We start from the raw sequence: 18829 nt of genomic DNA, 5'->3' as shown, positions 1-18829 counted from the left end.
GTGCTTGTGTTAGGGCATCTTGATGCAACAAATCGCTTTTGCGTTGCTTGCGTGCCAAGGGATGAAGCAGATTCACAGAGGGGATTTTTTTGTAAGTGCTGTCTTTTTTATAAAATAAAGCTCAACGTAATTTTTATTTCTTGAAAAGAGAGTATCGTCATTGGTCTTATGTAAAAGGATGCTCTCAATTTTTATCTGGAAAAATTTTGATGTAAAAAAGGGTGATCCACAACAGCCGATGGAAAAAGCTGATCCCGGGAACCTATACAAATAGGTGGGCGCCATATGAAAAAGCCCACGGGCTTGATCAGGGACAGCTCCCTTGGAGATCACTAAGGTCTCAGGAATACGTTATTTCCTGTCGAGAAGCGCAGAACACCCTCCTTAATATAAAACAATTTCAGAGTTTCTGCTAGAGATAAAATAACCGCAATCTCTTATTTTTCATAAAGTTTTTTCAAGATGGTTTTACAATCTTGCTGGTGGCTGCTGGAAATGGCTGTATGATATATAGAATGCTTTATTCAAAGTAAAAAAAGCAAAAAATATGAGTAGGGGTGGGTGATTGAGTGACGCAGAACGGTTTATTGGCAATCGCTTGATTTTTATGTTTCGCGAGAATGCTTGGAGGAGCTTTGAAGGGGAATATTTCTTATTCAAGGATGTTTGTTTAACTGACGTTGCGTCTTTGAAGTTTTTGTCTCATGGGGAATATTTCAGTGCTATTTTACCAACTTTGAGGGGTGGGGTAGAGCCGATACGGCTATGTGCTGCTATGGTTGAAGCTCATAAAAATAAAAACAGACGATGATAGTTTATCAGAGGTGCTCAGCGATGTTTTAAGCTTTTTTCAAAAAATATTTTTTGAGGATCGTGTTTTGTCATCTTTTTATCCATAATGGAGGGATGTGAAAAAAGAGGTGGGAGGACTCAAGCGTGTAGCGTTTGTTTGCTATGAGAAGAAATTCTTTAAGGGGGTATATTGGAAGTGTTTGGAAACTGCCTTTAATACAAAAAAGGTTAAAATTCAAAAAAGACATTGTCAATTGCTTGGAGTGGGGTCAATTGTGGTGGAGTGGCGGGTGATGGCGTGGTTATAAGCAGGGGGCTTTTAGTTTATTGAGTGGAATGTAAAGCTGGCTTGCGTTTTATCTAAGTTTGAAAGGATGTCGTAAAGCGTCTCGTTCTTGAATGGTTTCAAAGAGATTGCGGTGATTGTTCGTCTAACAGAGCTTGCACGCGCTTTTGAATCCTCCGCATTTGGGGGTAATACTCTAATGCTGTTTCATAAGCTTTAATGGCAAGTTTTGGACGCTCTGTTGCTTCCATGGTGACGCCAAGTTCAAAAAAAGCTATATAGTTGCGCGGCTCAAGTTTAAGAGCATGGTTGAGATCAAGCATGGCAAGCTTGAAATCGTTTAGTTGAATGTGAATCCAAGCACGTCTTACCCAAGCTTCAGCGTGAGTAGGTAAAAGTGCAATAGCATTATCAATATAATCAAGTGCAAGTCCATAATCGTCGCTACTGATTGCATTTTCAGCCCATGACATTAAAAGATCAATCGTCTCGCTCCCCGATTGGGACCATAAATGTTGAAGTTGTTGACTGATCTTTTTCGCTTGAGAAACATCAGCACAATATTTCAACTCTTTCAGTAAACGTAAAATTTCGGCTTCTTTGCGTTGCTTAACTCTGTCAACATGGGAAAGCTGCTCTTTGTCAAAATCTTCAAGAGTAATCGCAGACAAATCAGAATCAGAGGGCATTGAGGAAGGGGCTGGAGAATTGGGAATAAGATCATCTAATGGTAAAAGCGATTGTGGAGAAGGACGATCTTCAGGAAGCGAAGGAGGATTTTGCCCATAGCTCGAGGGAACAAAACAAAAAATGCCAACAAAGAAAAGAAAAAAAATGCGCTGGAAAATACAGAAAAAACGCAGCTGAAAAAATCGAAAAGCTTTTAGAAAAATAGAAGAATCCATAAAAACAAGCCCCCAAAAGATAAATCACCAAATATTATCAAACAATGGACTCGTAACCAACGGACTTATAACCAAAAAAACTTTAAGAAAAAATTTTTAAGCCTACAAAAAGTAGGCATAAAAACATTAATCCTAAAAGAATTAGCCCTGACGCGCTCTAAAACGTGGGTTCGTTTTATTAAGAATATAAATACGACCCTTACGACGCACCAAACGATTGTTACGGTGGCGCTCCTTTAGTGCTTTAAGCGAATTTTTAATTTTCATCATATTCACCGTTAAACAGTTTATGTAACACAACACTATAATACAACATTAAAACACGAAAATACAATACCAAAACCCCAATACACTGTTCACTCTGTGAACATTGCACTGCGATATCGTATCTGCATCATAATATCACACGACACACTTTTTCACTGTGATCACAAAAAGAAAAGCGCACTCTTAAGGCACGCATTGACACACTTCATTAGCACAACGAATAAGTGAAAATTGCAAAAAAAGTAAGAAAGATCTAACAAGAAGTCTTATTCTTGTCAAGGGTGTATTATACATTTCCTATAGTGTGTTAATGGTTGCCTTGAAGGTAAAAATATTCTCGCAAAAAAGAAGAATAAAAAGTGGAAACAAGTAAAAGCTTCTCATTTGTGAGAAGAGAAACCTGTTTTTCCGTAAAATATCATCGTTTAGGCGGTGTAGAAGGCTTATGTAAAATTTATACCATGAGGTGTTTTTTGTTAGTGTGTGAGGTCTTAAAGTTTGCTCTTAAAACCTAGAAAATAAATTGCATGATGAAGACATAAAGGGATGAATTGATAAGGATCAAGTTCTACTGTTCATAGTAAACATAGCAAACTTAAGAGTCTCGCATAGTGTTAAGGTTTTTTCATTGCCAATCTGTGCATCTTTAACCATAGCATTTGCTGCTTGCGTATCACAAGCGGGATTGGTGTATGGGTAAAAACACTTGAAGAGTACGGTTTTTTTATAAATGCTTTCAAGTGCAAGAGAGTGTTGCAACATTGGGGACTGGCAAAACGGTGTGATGAGGCTGGCGTTTACGCTTTATAAGCTTGAAGAGGGTGGTTGCACTATGAATGTTTAAGCTATTTTACCCGAGAGCTTTTATACTCTATGATAGGGGGTTGTTGTGAAGTGGTGGCAATGTGCATTGGCCAAATGTTTCTTTAAAATAAGCGCGTGTTAAAATAAGCGCGTAAATTGGTAATACAAGTATCTTCTGTTTGAGGTTTTTATTTTACGTGAGGGGTGAAGAGGATGTTTGGGAATGGATAGGCTTAGTGCTGTAATCATATCCTGTGATTATATCTTTGACGTAGAGATCAGGAACGGAGCGGCGCGCTTGGCACTTTTAATGAGGGATCAAATCTGTGCTGTTAGAGTGAAAGATTATGCATAAATTTCTCTTTGAAGGCAATAGCTTATGATTTTTTGCACCCCAATGATTTCTACGTGTATTTCTACGTGGGGTGGATTGCTGGATATTGTCAAGCGGATGGGGAATTCAAATTATCCGGTGAGGGAGCCAGTATACTGAGAATACACTTTGGCTCTTGAATGTGGATAGTTTGAATTCCTTTTAATATCCATGCTGTAGAAAAATGTGACCTTCCCAAGGGTGTCTATGATGATGTTTATTGAAAGAGTGAAAGGTTCACATTGTCTGGGGAGAGACGTAATAAAAGTATGTCATAATACCAATTTATATACATGTTGCCAATGCCAAAGAGAGCTGATGTAATGATCATTGGTATCCCGACCGATAGGGGCAGGGACTCTCTTCCTCCCGCGAGGTATACTAGACAAAGAATTCCTGTCATTAATAAAAAGCCTATTGCGAAGACTTTCGTTACGAGAACAATGGGTTTACGAAAGGTTAAAAGAAAGAGGAATAGCATGTGTCTGAATGGACCCCCTCTCCGTTTTTTTGGGGAGGAACAGGCTGTGCCTCATTTAAAGTTGCTTCATTATTTTTAGAAATGAAGTATTTTTTCGCTAAATGAGCGTTTTAAAGGCAATGATAGTATTAAAACGATAGTATAAACAAGTATAATTTAGCTTTATCAGGATAATAAAACAAACATTTATACTTAGTCAATTAAGGGTGCTATTAGGTGCTCTTCAAAGAAGCTTGCAGCGCGAAAATTGAGGGAACTTCGTGAAGTGTTTGCGGGTCTGATGGTCTTGACGAATGTCATTGTTGAGCAGGATAGAGAGTTACAGAGAGTCTTTTGTGGGTGAGAGTATGCGTAAACAAAGTACGCTTACGATAAGGGAGTTCATAAAGAACTGTGCGGGATGCAATAAAGATATGCCATAAAACCAGTGAGCATTATACGGTGGTAATGCGCCTTATAATTTAAAGAAAAGGTGGGAAAATTGATGCGCTGAAAAGAGGGGGAGCGTGAGAGAAGAAAAATTGATCTGTAAAGAAGAAATTTAAGCTGTTGAGGGACGTTGAGGAAAACTTTTTCGAGAAAGATGTGGAGCGGATGAACAAAAGGAGAAAGCCCTCTATCCGTTAAGGAAAAAAGAGAAAGAGAGAGAGGAAAGTTGCTATGCTGGAGGGGCTATCTTCTGATCAATATTGGGCTGCGTTTGCGAGAGTTGTTTGGGGAGAGTAATAGGTTTTACCTCTCAGCGATTTTATGAGAAAACAAAACTCATGCTTTTGTGAAAATGCTTTTGTGTAAGAATAAACATAAGAAGATAAGCTAGAGGCAATAAAAGCGCATCGTGGATTGGTATCTATGGGCGCAATAGATCAGTTTATTTCCTAAAGATTGGGATTAAAAGAAAAATGAAGGGGCTGCCGTTATCATGGGAGAATAATGATGCCTAGAGGTAACATGTTGGATGAGGGGGGGGTGTTGGATGAAGAGGGGGACAGAGTTTTGGGTGGGAAAGAAGGGTTGAAAGGGGGGGAGCGTTTGTTGAGCCGCATGGATAGTCAATCGGTGTGGAATGAAGATTTGTTTTTGAGGGTGGATGAGATGTGAAGCAGTTTGTGGGCGAGAAGAGGTGATGTTTTTAAAAGAGCAGGACTTGTAGGGCGCGCGCGCTATGTCAGGGGAAAGTTAAAAGGTTAGGGGTGCGCGCGATTTGAACCGCTGGATATCGGTGTGAGGGGAGAGGTTGTTTTTCAGTTCATTGGGGGCAAAAGCGTTTTTATGTGTGAGCGTTAAGATTTGCTCACTGGTCCCATTAATTGGATGACATGCCCCATTTTGCGGTAGGGTTGAACAGTGCTTTTGCCATATAAATGGATTGAGGTGCGCTCTTGCGTGAGAAAATATTTTAACGTGCTTAAATTGTTCCCAAGAAGATTTGTCATTTGGCAATCGCTATGACGGTATGTGCTGCCTAAGGGAAGTCCGCAAATAGCACGGATATGCTGTTCAAATTGTGAAGTTATGCATGCTTTTTGTGTCCAATGACCAGAATTATGGACACGCGGCGCGAGTTCATTTACTAAAAGATGACCATCCGTTAAGACAAAAAACTCAATACAAAGAACACCAACATAATCGAGCGCATTCATTACTGTTAGGCTGATTTCTTGGGCTGATTTTTGCACGTCAAGTGGAATATGTGATGGAACAAAGGATTTATGAAGAATTCCGTTTTTATGTTGGTTTTCAGGGCAATCATAAAAAATATGTTCCCCTTGTTTTGTGCGAGCCGAGAGAACCGAAATTTCTGATAAAAAAGGAACTATTTCTTCCAAAATACAAGGCTGCTCCTGAAAAGTCCTTAAGGCTTCGTTACGGGTTTGTTCATTGGGGCGGTCAAGTTTGATCTGGTTTTTTCCGTCATAACCAAAACGACGCGTCTTTAAAAGACCACGTTCGCCTAAGGCATCGAGACCAGAAAGAAGAGAAGAAGAATTGTCAACAGCATACCATGAGGCGGTGCCAATCCCTTGATCGCGCAAAAATTGCTTCTCAAAAAGTCGATCTTGCGTGATCTCTAATGCTTTGGAAGAAGGATAAACAGGCTTACTCTTCTCTACATATTGAACCGTTTGAAGCGAAAGATTTTCAAATTCATAGCTGACAACATCACACTGAGAAATAAAATGATCTAAAGCTGATGTATCGTCATAGGAGGCAATAATATGGCTGTTTGCTGTTTGAGCGGCTGGGCAATCGGCTTCAGGGCAAAAAATAACTGTTCGAAATCCTAATTCTGCGGCCGCTATGGCGAGCATCCGTGCTAACTGTCCGCCGCCGATTAAACCAATGACGCTGCCTGGAGGTAACATGTTAGGTGAGGGGGTGTTAGATGAGGGTGGCGTGTTGGATGAGGGGGGCGTGTTGGAAAACGGTGCCATTTTAAACCTCCGTTACAGGCGTTTTGGCGACATTGGCTGTTTGTTGTTGACGCCAATCTTGTAATCGCTGGGCGAGATCATGATCATAAATGGCCATAACGGCAGCGGCTAAAAGTGCTGCATTAATTGCACCTGCTTTGCCAATTGCTAATGTGCCAACGGGTATCCCTGCTGGCATTTGCACAATTGAAAGCAAAGAATCTTGACCAGAAAGAGAATGAGAGTGCACTGGAACGCCAAAAACAGGAAGAGGCGTAAGGGCTGCTAGCATACCAGGAAGATGCGCTGCACCCCCTGCACCGGCAATTAAAACTTTAAATCCTGCGTCTTTTGCTTCTTTTGCAAATTGATAAAGGCGTTCAGGAGTTCGGTGTGCTGAGACAATATGCGAACTATGAGAAATACCAAGATTTGTCAAAACATCTGCACTATGGCACATCGTTTGCCAATCCGATTGGCTCCCCATTAAAATCGCGACATCACATGATTTTTTCATCATTCACCATCCTTTTCAAAGGTTCAATGCGATTCTTTATCATTATTTTTTTTAAAGTTTTATATTCTCTTTGCAAAGCCAATTGATGACAGAGAAACAGTTATTTTTCAAATAAGATGGAAAGCTAAAAATTTAAAGGGGGATTTTGAGAGATGAAAAATTAAAGTATTGAAGGTTATGAAGCACTTCTTTTGAGGGGGAGGGATGAATTTTGAGGGGAGGTGTTAAGGGGTGGTATTGGACCTATGAGGCTGTTGAGCTGCGGGATTGTCGTTTATTTAAGGTAAGAGGAAAAAATATATTAGGGGAAAGCCATTGATTGTACGTTTTTTTAAAAATGTCTCATTTTTATTTGCCAAAATAAACATGGTCACCATATATTATGAAATCTGCTGCAATTTGAAAAATTGCTCATGAGAAAAAGAGATTTTTATGGCGAAAATGCGTTGCAAAGTGAGGATATTTTTTTGAGAAAAAAGAGATATCGATCTCTTAATTTCAAAGGCTATTTATTTTGCTGTTCAAGTGATTCTTTTAATTGAGTGGGGGAATATGCTCTTTGTAATCGTTGATATATCTTTAATAATAGCTGATATAAAGGGAAGCGAATAATCAGCGCTTTTGTGCTTTTGTTGAGATGTGTTTCTTAGCGATTATATGGTTCTTTGTTTTTTCACTTAGATAGTATGACAAGAAAAGTGAATGACGAATTGTGAATAATAAATCCATGGTCTCTTTTTTGCCCAATTTTGTAATAATGGTGGAAGCTGAAATAAATTAAGAGTTAAACACCAGATGTAAAGGAGATTTAAAGCTATGTTTTTTCCATTTTTAATCGCTTTAGGTACTGCAATAACGACTATGTATGGCAAAAAAAATATAAGTTATGCTTTGTGGGCAATTTTATTCGTTGTCATTCTTCTCACTTTCAATCATCACGCAACTTCTACTTTAAATTTATCTTTTTGAGAGAATAGCCATGGAACAAGTTGAACAAAAAAATCCTCACTTCGTCATCTTTATGAATACGCTAGGACTCATTGGGTTATCCATTGTTTTGGTGGTGGCTTTTTATTATCAATTGGTAAAGTTTGAGTTACCTTGTCCCCTTTGTTTGCTACAGCGCGTTGGATTGATGCTGGCAGGTTGTGGGTTCTTGCTCAATATTCACCATAAGGTGAAAAATACCCATTATGGTATGGTTATTCTCGGTTGTATGGTAACGAGTGCCGTTGCAGCACGGCAAGTGTTTTTGCACATAACACCTGATGATTTGGGATATGGTTCAACGTTCTTTGGATTGCATTTTTATACTTGGGCCTTCATTATTTCTGTCCTTTGTATCTTTGCTGTCTCATTTGTCATGATTTTAGGCGAATTGGCACACAAGTTCAAAGAATTTTCTCCTTTTCCATTCTTGAGTAAAACGGCAAGTTTTTTATTTGTGTTTTTGATTGCGGCAAATTTGATTTCTACCATACTGGAATGTGGTGGTGGACAATGTGCCGATGATCCTGTAAGGTATGAATTGTTATCAAATTGGTTCCCTTCATAGTCTTGAAATTTTTAAATAATCCCTCATCATGGTTTTATTGTTAAAGAGGCGGAAATATTTAAAAGTCCGCTTCTTTTTTATTGATTGGGAAGACATTTCAGCAAGATTATTCGATAATCTGATCTTTTATGCCAACACTGGCTTTTATGAGCGCTTGCGATTGGTATTTTTTAGCGAAGACTTGCTCTGTGAACCTTTTATACGGTCTTTTGAGGGAGATGAAGGGTTTGGTCGGAGGCGTTTATAGGGCAGCCCCAAATTGTTGAGCTGCGTGGGTTAAGAAGCCTCGTTTTTTAAAGGTGCATTAACGATAAAATTTTTTTCTTCTTGATTTTTCTTAACGTTGTGTTAAATAAGTTCTTGTATTCATTTTGATGCTTCTGAAGTATCTTTGCTGCTTTTAGAGGGATTAATTTAAAATTTTGAAAATTATCTGAATAATTTTCTACAGGGGTTTGTTTATTAGAGGCAAACCTTTTTTTTTATCTAATTTTTAGATGTTTTTTTCAGTGTGAAGCCTTTTTTAGAAAAAATAAAGCGTCTGGATGACTCTCTTTTTTGTTAATATGTTGATTTATAATGATAAATCATCATTTTCAACTTGAATCACAACGCTGAATATAATAAGATTTTCTCATCACCCGTTTTCTCATATTGAATCAATTAAAATGACTTGCTTGCACATCATAAGTGAGTGGGTCATGTGGGTCAAAACTGTACAAGAAAGCCATGCCTTTAATGAATTGTCTCTTGAACTGAAGGTTGTCCGCAACATTGGGAGCTGGCAGAGTTTTTGTGATGCTGCCGGTGTGTTCCTCCATAAACGTAAAGATAGGGAGGGTTGAATGGATTTTATTCCCTTCATGGGGGTTTTTCCATGCCTTTATGGATAGCGTTTGCGAAATGGGTGTGATGAGCGTTGAGAGATTTTTCTTTAAAACAAGCGTGTGAATATGCAACGCAAGTATATTGTGTTTTGTGCGTTTTGTCTTACGAAAAAATACGGTGATTTATAAGGATAAGTTATCGTTGCGGATGTTGAATGAGAAAAACGAAAAGGTTCTCTCATTTCAAATTTTCTTATAGTCAATCAATTAAATGTATTCTCGTACGTTACAAGAAAGCACTGGATGTAAATAAAAAATCTTTTAAAAGTCGTAAAATGCTTCTTATGAACCCTTTTGATAGCTAGAATTTGTCGAAAAATTTTATGCTGGTCAATGCAAATAATAGGGCGGTTTATACCTATGATTTAAGTGAAAATAGGGGGATTTAAATGAAAAGGGAGGTGAGATTTTAAAGACAGTTGTTGAAAGCGTTATTGTGTAATGCATTTTTTACAGATTTTCTGCTTTCTGTAATAACGTAAAAGCGTAAAAATGTATATCTGTAAAAGTGATGCGGAGGATTTGTGCTGTGTGTATGCTTTTGGCATGGCATGGAATGTGGTCAGAGAACTAGGGGGATGCATTTGTGAAGGGAGGGGTTTGGATGAAGGGGCGGGTGCGTTGATGAGAGAGAAGAGAGGGTGTGAGGATGAAGGGTCTGTGAAGGGAGGGGAAGTTTGGATGAAGAGACGGGTGCATTGACGAGAGAGAAGAGAGGATGTGAGGGATGAAGAGTCTATGAAGAGAGGGGTTGGGATGAAGAGGCGAGGGTGCGTTGATGAGAGAGAAGAGAGGGTGTGAGGGAATAGAGGGGGAAAGTTGCTTTTTGAAGAGGGATTGATCGGTGCTTTCAGTGATCTTACTTTAGGGTGGTGAAGGGGCAAGAATATTTTAGAATAGGACGTATCTGTCGCGTTTGATGAAACATCATCTTTTGAGGGGTGGGTGATCTGAAGTTTATAGGGGGAGTTGGATATTGGCAAATAATGTCAATTGTTACTCTTTTGCTTAATCAGACATCAGCCACAAGATTGCTTTTTGTTTTTTCGCTTTGAGTTCTCTAAAGTTTTTCAAAAGGGTGTGTTCTTTTTCGCTATAGGTGTATTGATCGTGGTGTAAGAGAGTTTCTTTTGTTGAGATATCTTCTTTTGTAGCAATGTCTGCATAAAAAAAGCTTATGGGAACATCCAGTTTTTGGGCGATTTCGAGTAAACACCCTGCGCTTACACGATTTAAGCCTTTTTCGTATTTTTGGATTTGTTGAAAACTGACACCTAAATAGCTTCCTAATTCTTTTTGGGAAAGTCCCATTGAAATGCGTCTGTGACGAATTCTTTTACCTATAGAAATATCAATAAAATTTGGATTTTTGGTTCGCACTTCAAGCCCCCTCCGGTTGCGAGCGCCCTCGCATTGGTATTCCGGGAGTAACAAGTACTGAGTCCGAGTCAGCATTTTGCTTTTAGTGCTCATCGCACCTGGACATAGCAAAATCTCCCGGAATCCCGGGACACCCACAAAAGTGGGTTCAATTGTACGCTCGGACTTAGGGCTTGTCTTCCCTATTGATCGTTGCGTAGACGATCAAAATTACAGTATTCTTTCATAAGGCAATTTCAGAAGATTGGCAAGAAAAATCAAAATAATCTCAAAGACTATAAGATTGGGTACTTTTTAAAAAAGTGTGAAATATGGATTATAAATCGTGTTTTTGCTTAATCAGAAATGTCGATAAAATGTGGGTTTTTGGTTTGCACTTCAAGCCCCCCGCTGGGGGCGAGCGCCCTCGCATTGGTATTCCGGGAGTCTAAAAGTACTGAGCTTAATCAGCTTTTTGCTTTTAGTGCTCATCGCACCTGGACATAGCAAAATCTCCCGGAATTCCGGGATACCCGCAAGAGTGGGTTCATTTTTACGCTAGAGCTTAGGGCTTTCAGTTCCCTCTTGATCGCTGCGTAGACGACCAAAATTACACTTTAAGTGATAAAGTAATTTCAGAAAATTGGCAAGAAAAACCAAAATAATCTCAAAGACTATAAGATTGGGTACTTTTTAAAAAAGTGCGAAATATGGATTATAAATCGCGTTTTTTTCCTATAGAAATGTCGAAAAATATGGATTTTTAGTTGGCACTTCAAGCCCCCTCCGGTTGCGAGCGCCCTCGCATTGGTATTCCGGGAGTCACAAGTACTGAACCCTAGTCAGTTTTTTTGCTTTTAGTGCTTAAAGCACTTGGACATAGCAAAAACTCCCGGAATCCCGGGCCCCCCACGAAAGTGGGTTCAATTGTACGCTAGGGTTTAGGGCTTGTTTTCCCTCTTGATCGTTGCGTGGACGATCAAAATATCTTTTAAGTGATAAAGTAATTTCAGGAGATTGGCAAGAGAAATTAATATGTCATAAAACGGCGTTATTTGGGGTGGTGGTGATATCAGGCATATCAATTTATCAAGGTGTTTTTTTGGAGTGTGATGAATATTTTAGGATGGATTTCTTTGTCTGGTCTGATGAAACAGTCTCGTTTGAGGGGGGGATGAGCTGAAGTTTAAGGGGGTGTTGGGTAAAAAGCTGAGATGTCGAGCATTGTTTTCAGAGCAGTGCGGGGTTGGTGGTGTGGGAATTTTATTTGGCTTTATTCTGTGAATGTGTAAAAGCGTAAAAACGGAAATGTGTAAAAAAGGAAGCTGCGACTTTATGCGTGGTGTGTGATTTTATCATGGCATGGAATGTAGAGAGAAGATTGGGGTTTGGGGAATGAAGAGTCTATGAAGGGAGGGGAAGTTTGGATGAAGAGGCGGGTGCATTGACGAGAGAGAAGAGAGGGTGTGAGGGATGAAGAGTCTGTGAAGAGAGGGGTTTGGATGAAGAGGCGGGGGTGCGTTGATGAGAGAGAAGAGAGGGTTTGAGGATGAAGGGGTCTGTGAAGGGAGGGGAAGTTTGGATGAAGAGGCGGGTGCATTGACGAGAGAGGAGAAGGTGTGAGGGAATGAAGAGGGTGTGAGGAAATAGAGGGGGAAAGTTGCCTTTTGAAGAGGGATTGATCGGTGCTTTCAGTGATCTTACTTTAGGGTGGTGAAGGGGCAAGAATATTTTAGAATAGGACGTATCTGTCGCGTTTGATGAAACATCATCTTTTGAGGGGTGGGTGATCTGAAGTTTATAGGGGGAGTTGGATATTGGCAAATAATGTCAATTGTTACTCTTTTGCTTAATCAGACATCAGCCACAAAATTGCTTTTTGTTTTTTCGCTTTGAGTTCTCTAAAGTTTTTTAAAAGGGTGTGTTCTTTTTCGCTGTATGTTTCTTGATCATAGTGTGAGGCATGTGTTGAAAGATTTTCTTTTGTGGCAATGTCTGCATAAAAAAAGCTCATGGGAACTTCTAGTTTTTGAGCGATTTCCAGCAAACACCCTGCGCTTACACGATTTAAGCCTTTTTCATATTTTTGGATTTGTTGGAAACTGACGCCTAAATGGCTTCCTAATTCTTTTTGGGAAAGTCCCATTGCAATGCGTCTATGACGAATTCTTTTCCCTATCAAAATATCGATAAAATTTGGATTTTTGGTTTGCACTTAAAGCCCCCCTCCGGTTGCGAGCACCCTCGCATTGGTATTCCGGGAGTCTGAAAACACTGACTTGACTCAGCTTTTTGCTTTTAGTGCTCATCACACCTGGACATAGCAAAAACTCCCGGAATCCCGGGGCCCCCACGAAAGTGGGTTCAATTGTACGCTAGGGTTTAGGGCTTGTTTTCCCTCTTGATCGCTGCGTAGACGATCAAAATATCTTTTAAGTGATAAAGTAATTTCAGGAGATTGGCAAATAAAAATAGTTTTTATTTATAAACTTTATTTTTTAATGAGAGGCTTTCCGCCTCTCAAACTCTCCGGAACGCTCACCAAAATCATGAGATCAGACCGCGTTTAATGAGGAGACTAACAAGTCTTGGTTCTTAAGGTCAAGGAAACCCTTACAAGGGCGCCTAACGCGTCCTTGACAAAAGAACCTAACGGCTTTGTTTTGTCCGTTCTATCAAACTTATGTAAATATAATCATTTCTGATTAAATATACTGTTGATTTCCTGCTTCTTCGAGGCTGGTTTCACCAAAGTCACAGGATATTGGCCAGAGCCTTCCTCTCCACAGGCTGACACGGTGGAACTCACCCTCTCACGCGGCTCCGAAATCATAATTAGAAGAGGAGCTTATAGGGGTGGTGATATCAGGCATATCAATTTATCAAGGTTTTTTTAGAGTGCGATGAATATTTAGGCTGGATTTCCTTGTCTGGTCTGATGAAACAGTCTCGTTTGAGGGGGGGTGGTTTGAAGTTTATAGGGGGTGTTGGGTAAGAAGCTGGGATGCCGAGCATTGTTTTCAGAGCAGCGCGGGGTGGAAGTTTCATTTGGCTTCTTTCTGTAAATGTGTAAAGGCGTGAAAACGTATATTCGTGAAAAAGAAATGGAGGATTTGTGCATTGTGTATGCTTTTGGCATGGCATGGAATGTGATGAGAGGAGTGGAGGGAAGAGTCTCTGTGAATGGAGTGGTAAGCTGGGATGAAGCGGAGGCAGATTGACGGGAGAGGAGAGGGTGTGGGGAATGGGAACGAACAGATTAGAGGGGGTGGATAAGAGACGGTGGTGCGAAGGGGATGCGTGAAGGATGGCGTGAGGAGATAGGCTTGGCTTTTATGGTACTTAATGAAGTGGTGTCATTTGAGGGGGGGGATCTGAAGTGCGTGGGGGATCTGAAGTTTATAGGGGGTGTTGGGTAAGAAGCTGGGTTGTCTGGTATTGTTTATAGAGTGGTGTGGGGTTGGTGGTGTGGAAGTTTCATTTGGTTGCTTTCTGTAAATGTGTAAAAGCGTGAAAACGTAAATGTGTAAAAAAGGAAAAGGTTTTATGTCGTTAGGGGCGTTGTGGTTAATGAGACGGAATGTATAGGGATCGTGTTTTTAAGGTGGGAGAGCAACATAAATAGAGGATAGCTTAGATGAAATGTTTGGAGAGAGGAAAAATGGGTCAAGGCTTGTACGGGAAATGCATAGAGAGTGGAGAGAGGCTGTGGAGCATGTCGTGGATAGATGTGTGAAAGGATGTTTTTGAAAAAAGGAGAGGGCTTCTGGATGGGGGGAGAGGTGTTTGCATTTATCCAAATGGCGCGTGTTTAGGGTGTGGAAGGCGGAAGGTGAGGGAAAGTTGGAGGGATGAGGATTGTTTGTAAGTCGTGGGGGGATAGTCAGAGGCATTGGAAAAACGCTTGAGGGGGAGAAATTTTAGCGTAATTTCTCGTCACTCTGAAATCAAGATCATCATAAAAATTGGAGGAAATGGGTGGGTAAAATTGATGGAGAGAAAGTTTTGAGCCTCAATATCTGTGGTGATATGTGTGGTGATGCTTTTTGAGCGCATGAGAGAGTAAACTTGAAAAACCTTTCTCTTTTTGTTGAATTTTTATTCACAAACTCAAGAAAATAGGATATGAACGCTGGAAATAACGCACAGCTTAACAAAATATGTGCACTGTAAAGGAAATGTTTGTTTATGTCAAAAGAAGAAGTTTTAGAATTTTCTGGTATTGTTACTGAACTCTTACCGAACGCAATGTTTCGTGTGAAACTGGAAAATGATCATGAAATTATTGCGCATACTGCTGGTAGAATGCGGAAAAATCGTATTCGCGTGTTGGCAGGTGATAAAATCATGGTGGAAATGACACCTTATGATTTGACAAAAGGGCGCATTACATATCGCTATAAGTAGCCTAAGGGGTGGCTTGCGCTTTTTTGTAAAAGCCATCATGTTATTTCTATTATTTTTTAACAGTTTTAAAGCTTGCTTTTCATGAGTGAAAAAAGGGGAGTGTGTGAATGGCATTGAAAAACTGTAAAATCAATGCGGAAAAAGATCAAGGAGATTAATGGCGTTTAAAAAGGGGGCGCGTAAAAGAGGGCGTTTAAAAGGGGCGAGAGGGAAGTCGATTGTGAAGGGGTGGAAATGAAAAATATAAGAGAGTGGGGGAAAAAACGTTTGGCAGATGCTCTTACAGAAGGAATTCATTTGGTGCTTGCTTCTGCTTCGCCAAGACGTTTAGCGCTCTTAGCACAAATAGGGATTGATCCTCAGCAGGTTTGTGCAAGCGATATTGATGAAACGCCAAAATTAAAAGAACATCCTGCAAATCTTGCCAAACGTTTGGCAAAAGAAAAAGCGCTGAAAGCCCAAGAAATTTTGCGCTGGTACAATCAGAATGGTCAAGAAGAGTTGCAGAATGGTCAAGAAGAATTACCTCAACAGAAAACGATTATCTTGGCTGCTGATACGGTGGTGGCTGTGGGGCGTACCATTCTCCCTAAACCAGAGGGTGAAGATGAGGCTTATGAATGTTTGCGATACCTTTCTGGGCGTTCGCACAAGGTTTATGGCGCCGTTTGTGCACTCAATGAACATGGAAAAATAACCGTAAAATTGGTTGAAAGTCGTGTCCGTTTTAGACGCTTAACTTCTTCCATGATGAAGGCTTACCTTGCTTCTGGTGAATGGCAAGGGAAAGCTGGTGGCTACGCTATCCAAGGAAAAGCCGGTGCTTTTGTTGTCTATATCACGGGTTCTTATTCTAATGTTGTGGGATTGCCTTTGGCTGAAACAGTCGATCTCTTGACCGCTTATCACTATCCACTTTTCACTCATTGGGTTGAAGAAACGCATTAGAAAAACTTTAAGGCAAGATCAATGCAAGGTGAAAAGCAACAAAAAGAAAAAAGCAAAAATGAAAAAAAAGGAACAGAAGAAAAGTTAATGAAGGAGCAGATGACAAAGGTGCGCCAAGAAAAAAAAGAGCTCAATTTGCAAAAAGAGACTCGTCCTCCGCATCCTTGTCCTATTTGTGGTCAAATGTCACAACAAAACGCCTATCCTTTTTGTTCCACACGGTGCCGAGCCATTGATCTTAATCGTTGGCTTTCAGGCGCTTATATTTTACCGCCCCCGCCGCAGAAAAGTGATGAAGAAGAATAAAGAGTCCTCTTGAGGAGAGAACGCTTAGAGCGTTTTTTGTGTTGGAGCTTAAGGGGAGGCGCGCGGGATTACTTGTAAATGGATTCAAGAGCTGGATTAACGGCTTGGTTATTGTCGTCATTCGCAAAGACGCAGATTAAGTTCAATCAATGATGAAAGTTTTAATATATATCTAAGACTTAGCACTAGTGGTTTTGTAATTATAAATTTCTTTATTGCAGGAAGGTCGTTGATGCCTTTAGGGTGTGGGGGAAGGATTGATAATTCAATCAGTATTGCTAAGGAAAAAGATGGGGCGTGTTTTGGTGCAAATAGATGGGGCAACAAAAAATCGCTTGTTGGTGCTTTGTTGCGGAAGGTTGTTGATGTCTTTAGGGTGTGAGGGAAGATTGATTATCTCATCAGTATTGCTAAAGTATTGCTAAGGAAAAAGAGGGGCGCGCGTTTTGGTGCAAATAGACGGGGCAACAAAAAATCGCTTGTTGGTGCTTTTGCTGGGTAATGGCATGGTGTCATTTGGGGGCTGGATTGATTATATCGTGATTTTGACCGTATCTGTGTTCATCTGGAAAGCTGATCAATATGATGTCGCTTTTATTGGAGCGGCAACATTATTACCGGGTATCGTTCTGTCGAAGCTAATTGGAATGTTGGTCGGTAGCCGTTATATGATCCATTGGTTGCGTGCATCGTTGTTGTTACGGGCGTTATGCACTGTTGGTTTATTGATGGCGACGAGTCTGCAAGGATTTATTATACTGGCAGTTGTTCGAGCGACATTCAATAGTGTTGCTATGCCTGCAATTTCCGTTCTCAGTGCAAATTCAGTGCCTAAACACGAACGGACTCGTTACTATTCTGTGCTTAATATGATCAATAGCATGGCAAAGATGATAGGACCTGCTTTGGGGAGTGCTCTCTCTGCATTTTTGTCAGATACATATACTTTATTGTTTTCTGGATTTCTGACATTGCTAGGCTTTATCGTGTTTTGTTTTATTGGTGCACAACCTGTCTCGTCACTTATGGTAAAAACAGCGAACACCATGAAATCACAACAGAGGCTTTATGGAACAACTTGGTATACTTATGTGGCGGTGATGTTTGTGTATTTTGCCATGATCTTTATGGCGAATAATCAGTTGCCTGTTATCCTTAATGCACTGAAAATGAATAAACAGGCTCTTGGGATGCTGGTATCCGCTTCGGCGATTGGTAATTTCCTCTATGGGTTTTGGAGTGTGAAACAATCAAAGCATAAACCCCTTACAGGTAAAATATCAGAGTTGTTAATGCCTGCAATGTCAACAATGGTTTGTTTTGTCTTGATTTCTGTGTGCTTTTTTTACTTGGATTTGCTCCATATTGAGACTTTATTGTTCTGTTTTTTCCTTATTGGAATGGTGAGTGCTTACTTTTCTATATCTTCTAATGTTTATCTGGTCACCAATTTCAATGAACAGATTGGGTTGGCTTCTGGATGGGTTCAGTCTATACAAAATTTAGCTATGTTGGTGGCTCCCTTTGTTGGAGCGTTTGTTTTAGGTCACACTTCGGCTGGGCAGTTGTTCCTTTTTTCTGGATTGAGTGGATTATTCTGTTTATTAGGTATCAGGATATTGGTGAACCGTTCTTTGTCTATTGTTCGTTCTTAATGATTGGTTCATCAATAAAACATGTGCTTTAAATCATTTTTCTGAGATTTAGAGGACGTGGAGATAATCCAACATAGAGCAGCTTTTTCAACGTTATAGATTCAATTTTTGATTTTTACTTAACCGCTCATATGTTTTTTTTCGGGGCTTTGCCTTCTCGATATTGTTCCACCGTCTCGTAAACTCAAGTGGAGACATGGTTTTGAGTAACGATGTCATTTTTGTGTGATTCCGCTTTGCTATGAATAGTCAAACTTTAAACCCCAGCCACTGATCCTCAATCAGCTTGACTTAAAGCGATAACAGAAACAGAAAACGAACTATCGCGTGAATTATCCTATCATGCTGTAAAACATCACTCTTTGGGGGGGATGATGTCAGGTATGGGAAATTTTACGCAGGGGGGGATATATTGATCGTTGCGTTTTTGCTTAATCAGAAATCAACCATAAGATTGCTTTTTGTTTTTTCGATTTGAGTTCTCTAAAGTTTTTTAAAAGTGCCTGTTCTTTTTCGCTGTAGGTTTCTTGATCGTGGTGTGAGAGAGTTTCTTTTGTTGAGATATCTTCTTTTGTGACAATGTCTGCATAAAAAAAGTTCATGGGAACTTCTAGTTTTTGAGCGATTTTGAGTAAACACCCTACGCTTACACGATTGAAGCCTTTTTCGTATTTCTGGATTTGTTGGAAACTGACGCCTAAATGGCTTCCTAATGCTTTTTGGGAAAGCTCTATTGAAATGCGTCTGTGACGGATTCTTTTGCCTATCAAAATGTCGATAAAATGTGGATTTTTAGTTGGCACTTCAAGCCCCCCTCCGGTTGCGAGCGCCCTCGCATTGGTATTCCGGGAGTCTGAAAGTACTGAGCTCTAG

General features: G+C 40.1%; 19 protein-coding genes and 1 other RNA gene. 12 read left to right on the top strand and 8 right to left on the bottom strand.

Features of this window, described 5'->3' with window-relative positions; all coding sequences use genetic code 11:
* Positions 1 to 219: 219 nt before the first annotated feature.
* Positions 220 to 380: non-coding RNA, 6S RNA (ssrS, locus tag U736_RS11880), on the bottom strand.
* A gap of 185 nt (positions 381 to 565) precedes the next feature.
* Between ssrS and U736_RS0106415 the strand changes: the two genes are divergently transcribed.
* Positions 566 to 811, top strand: a complete 246-nt coding sequence (locus U736_RS0106415) for a hypothetical protein (RefSeq protein ID WP_026500498.1) — start codon at positions 566 to 568, stop codon at positions 809 to 811.
* A 386-nt stretch (positions 812 to 1197) separates the two neighbouring features.
* Here U736_RS0106415 and U736_RS0106405 read toward each other — a convergent pair whose 3' ends face one another.
* Together U736_RS0106405 and ykgO are read right to left on the bottom strand one after the other, a co-directional pair.
* Positions 1198 to 1983: a tetratricopeptide repeat protein gene (locus tag U736_RS0106405; RefSeq protein WP_015856861.1), complete on the bottom strand. Its 786-nt coding sequence runs from the start codon at positions 1981 to 1983 to the stop codon at positions 1198 to 1200.
* Between the two features lie 141 nt (positions 1984 to 2124).
* Positions 2125 to 2250, bottom strand: coding sequence for a type B 50S ribosomal protein L36 (gene ykgO, locus U736_RS11875; protein ID WP_013545486.1), 126 nt, complete (start codon positions 2248 to 2250; stop codon positions 2125 to 2127).
* A gap of 2591 nt (positions 2251 to 4841) precedes the next feature.
* On the opposite strand from ykgO, the gene U736_RS12230 reads away from it, so the two are divergent.
* Entirely contained in the window at positions 4842 to 5009 is a 168-nt protein-coding gene (locus U736_RS12230) for a hypothetical protein (RefSeq protein ID WP_172607509.1), read from the top strand.
* Between the two features lie 182 nt (positions 5010 to 5191).
* On the opposite strand, the gene U736_RS0106380 is transcribed toward U736_RS12230, so the two are convergent.
* Both U736_RS0106380 and purE read right to left on the bottom strand, forming a co-directional pair.
* On the bottom strand, positions 5192 to 6343 hold the full coding sequence (locus U736_RS0106380) for a 5-(carboxyamino)imidazole ribonucleotide synthase (protein ID WP_026500495.1): 1152 nt from the start codon (positions 6341 to 6343) through the stop codon (positions 5192 to 5194).
* A 1-nt stretch (position 6344) separates the two neighbouring features.
* Positions 6345 to 6842 (bottom strand): 5-(carboxyamino)imidazole ribonucleotide mutase, encoded by a 498-nt coding sequence (purE, locus tag U736_RS0106375; protein ID WP_026500494.1) that lies wholly within the window; start codon positions 6840 to 6842, stop codon positions 6345 to 6347.
* Between the two features lie 813 nt (positions 6843 to 7655).
* Here purE and U736_RS12810 point away from each other — a divergent pair.
* The 4 genes from U736_RS12810 (at position 7656) to U736_RS0106355 (ending at position 9983) form a co-directional block, all read left to right on the top strand.
* Positions 7656 to 7808 carry a DUF5993 family protein gene (locus U736_RS12810; protein WP_015856857.1) on the top strand — a complete coding sequence of 51 codons (153 nt, stop codon included), beginning with the start codon at positions 7656 to 7658 and terminating at the stop codon, positions 7806 to 7808.
* 10 nt (positions 7809 to 7818) lie between these two features.
* Positions 7819 to 8394 carry a disulfide bond formation protein B gene (locus U736_RS0106365; RefSeq protein WP_015856856.1) on the top strand — a complete coding sequence of 192 codons (576 nt, stop codon included), beginning with the start codon at positions 7819 to 7821 and terminating at the stop codon, positions 8392 to 8394.
* A gap of 701 nt (positions 8395 to 9095) precedes the next feature.
* A complete protein-coding gene (locus tag U736_RS12225; RefSeq protein WP_155914983.1) occupies positions 9096 to 9239 on the top strand; it encodes a hypothetical protein in 144 nt (47 codons plus the stop codon).
* Between the two features lie 534 nt (positions 9240 to 9773).
* On the top strand, positions 9774 to 9983 hold the full coding sequence (locus U736_RS0106355) for a hypothetical protein (RefSeq protein WP_026500493.1): 210 nt from the start codon (positions 9774 to 9776) through the stop codon (positions 9981 to 9983).
* A gap of 306 nt (positions 9984 to 10289) precedes the next feature.
* Here the strand turns inward: U736_RS0106355 and U736_RS0106350 are convergent, their stop codons facing one another.
* Positions 10290 to 10661 (bottom strand): helix-turn-helix domain-containing protein, encoded by a 372-nt coding sequence (locus tag U736_RS0106350; protein WP_026500492.1) that lies wholly within the window; start codon positions 10659 to 10661, stop codon positions 10290 to 10292.
* Between the two features lie 1828 nt (positions 10662 to 12489).
* Positions 12490 to 12855 (bottom strand): helix-turn-helix domain-containing protein, encoded by a 366-nt coding sequence (locus U736_RS0106340; protein ID WP_026500491.1) that lies wholly within the window; start codon positions 12853 to 12855, stop codon positions 12490 to 12492.
* Positions 12856 to 13717: 862 nt separating this feature from the next.
* Here U736_RS0106340 and U736_RS12220 point away from each other — a divergent pair.
* The 6 genes from U736_RS12220 to U736_RS0106285 all read left to right on the top strand — a co-directional run bounded on the left by U736_RS12220 (position 13718) and on the right by U736_RS0106285 (position 17956).
* A complete protein-coding gene (locus U736_RS12220) occupies positions 13718 to 13861 on the top strand; it encodes a hypothetical protein (protein ID WP_155914981.1) in 144 nt (47 codons plus the stop codon).
* Between the two features lie 967 nt (positions 13862 to 14828).
* Entirely contained in the window at positions 14829 to 15047 is a 219-nt protein-coding gene (gene infA, locus U736_RS0106310) for a translation initiation factor IF-1 (protein ID WP_004857577.1), read from the top strand.
* A 234-nt stretch (positions 15048 to 15281) separates the two neighbouring features.
* Positions 15282 to 15995, top strand: coding sequence for a Maf family nucleotide pyrophosphatase (locus tag U736_RS0106300; RefSeq protein ID WP_015856852.1), 714 nt, complete (start codon positions 15282 to 15284; stop codon positions 15993 to 15995).
* A gap of 21 nt (positions 15996 to 16016) precedes the next feature.
* The gene (gene yacG, locus U736_RS0106295) at positions 16017 to 16301 is read left to right on the top strand and encodes a DNA gyrase inhibitor YacG (protein WP_015856851.1); all 285 of its coding nucleotides are present in this window, start codon (positions 16017 to 16019) and stop codon (positions 16299 to 16301) included.
* Positions 16302 to 16533: 232 nt separating this feature from the next.
* The gene (locus U736_RS12215) at positions 16534 to 16683 is read left to right on the top strand and encodes a hypothetical protein (RefSeq protein ID WP_155914980.1); all 150 of its coding nucleotides are present in this window, start codon (positions 16534 to 16536) and stop codon (positions 16681 to 16683) included.
* Between the two features lie 67 nt (positions 16684 to 16750).
* The gene (locus tag U736_RS0106285; protein ID WP_244596091.1) at positions 16751 to 17956 is read left to right on the top strand and encodes an MFS transporter; all 1206 of its coding nucleotides are present in this window, start codon (positions 16751 to 16753) and stop codon (positions 17954 to 17956) included.
* 431 nt (positions 17957 to 18387) lie between these two features.
* Here the strand turns inward: U736_RS0106285 and U736_RS0106280 are convergent, their stop codons facing one another.
* A complete protein-coding gene (locus U736_RS0106280; protein ID WP_026500489.1) occupies positions 18388 to 18759 on the bottom strand; it encodes a helix-turn-helix domain-containing protein in 372 nt (123 codons plus the stop codon).
* Positions 18760 to 18829: the final 70 nt, after the last annotated feature.

This window comes from Bartonella grahamii ATCC 700132, assembly GCF_000518085.1.
GTDB classification, from domain to species: Bacteria; Pseudomonadota; Alphaproteobacteria; order Rhizobiales; family Rhizobiaceae; genus Bartonella; species Bartonella grahamii.
This window is presented reverse-complemented; position numbering and strand designations above follow the sequence as displayed.

Excerpts from the sequence above, each read along its gene's own strand:
- infA (WP_004857577.1), top strand. The coding sequence starts at position 14,829 with ATGTCAAAAGAAGAAGTTTTAGAATTTTCTGGTATTGTTACTGAACTC.
- U736_RS12230 (WP_172607509.1), top strand. The coding sequence starts at position 4,842 with ATGATGCCTAGAGGTAACATGTTGGATGAGGGGGGGGTGTTGGATGAA.
- U736_RS0106380 (WP_026500495.1), bottom strand. The coding sequence starts at position 6,343 with ATGGCACCGTTTTCCAACACGCCCCCCTCATCCAACACGCCACCCTCA.
- ykgO (WP_013545486.1), bottom strand. The coding sequence starts at position 2,250 with ATGAAAATTAAAAATTCGCTTAAAGCACTAAAGGAGCGCCACCGTAAC.
- purE (WP_026500494.1), bottom strand. The coding sequence starts at position 6,842 with ATGATGAAAAAATCATGTGATGTCGCGATTTTAATGGGGAGCCAATCG.
- U736_RS0106405 (WP_015856861.1), bottom strand. The coding sequence starts at position 1,983 with ATGGATTCTTCTATTTTTCTAAAAGCTTTTCGATTTTTTCAGCTGCGT.
- U736_RS0106355 (WP_026500493.1), top strand. The coding sequence starts at position 9,774 with ATGTATATCTGTAAAAGTGATGCGGAGGATTTGTGCTGTGTGTATGCT.
- U736_RS12810 (WP_015856857.1), top strand. The coding sequence starts at position 7,656 with ATGTTTTTTCCATTTTTAATCGCTTTAGGTACTGCAATAACGACTATG.
- U736_RS0106300 (WP_015856852.1), top strand. The coding sequence starts at position 15,282 with ATGAAAAATATAAGAGAGTGGGGGAAAAAACGTTTGGCAGATGCTCTT.
- yacG (WP_015856851.1), top strand. The coding sequence starts at position 16,017 with ATGCAAGGTGAAAAGCAACAAAAAGAAAAAAGCAAAAATGAAAAAAAA.
- U736_RS12225 (WP_155914983.1), top strand. The coding sequence starts at position 9,096 with ATGTGGGTCAAAACTGTACAAGAAAGCCATGCCTTTAATGAATTGTCT.
- U736_RS0106365 (WP_015856856.1), top strand. The coding sequence starts at position 7,819 with ATGGAACAAGTTGAACAAAAAAATCCTCACTTCGTCATCTTTATGAAT.
- U736_RS12215 (WP_155914980.1), top strand. The coding sequence starts at position 16,534 with ATGCCTTTAGGGTGTGGGGGAAGGATTGATAATTCAATCAGTATTGCT.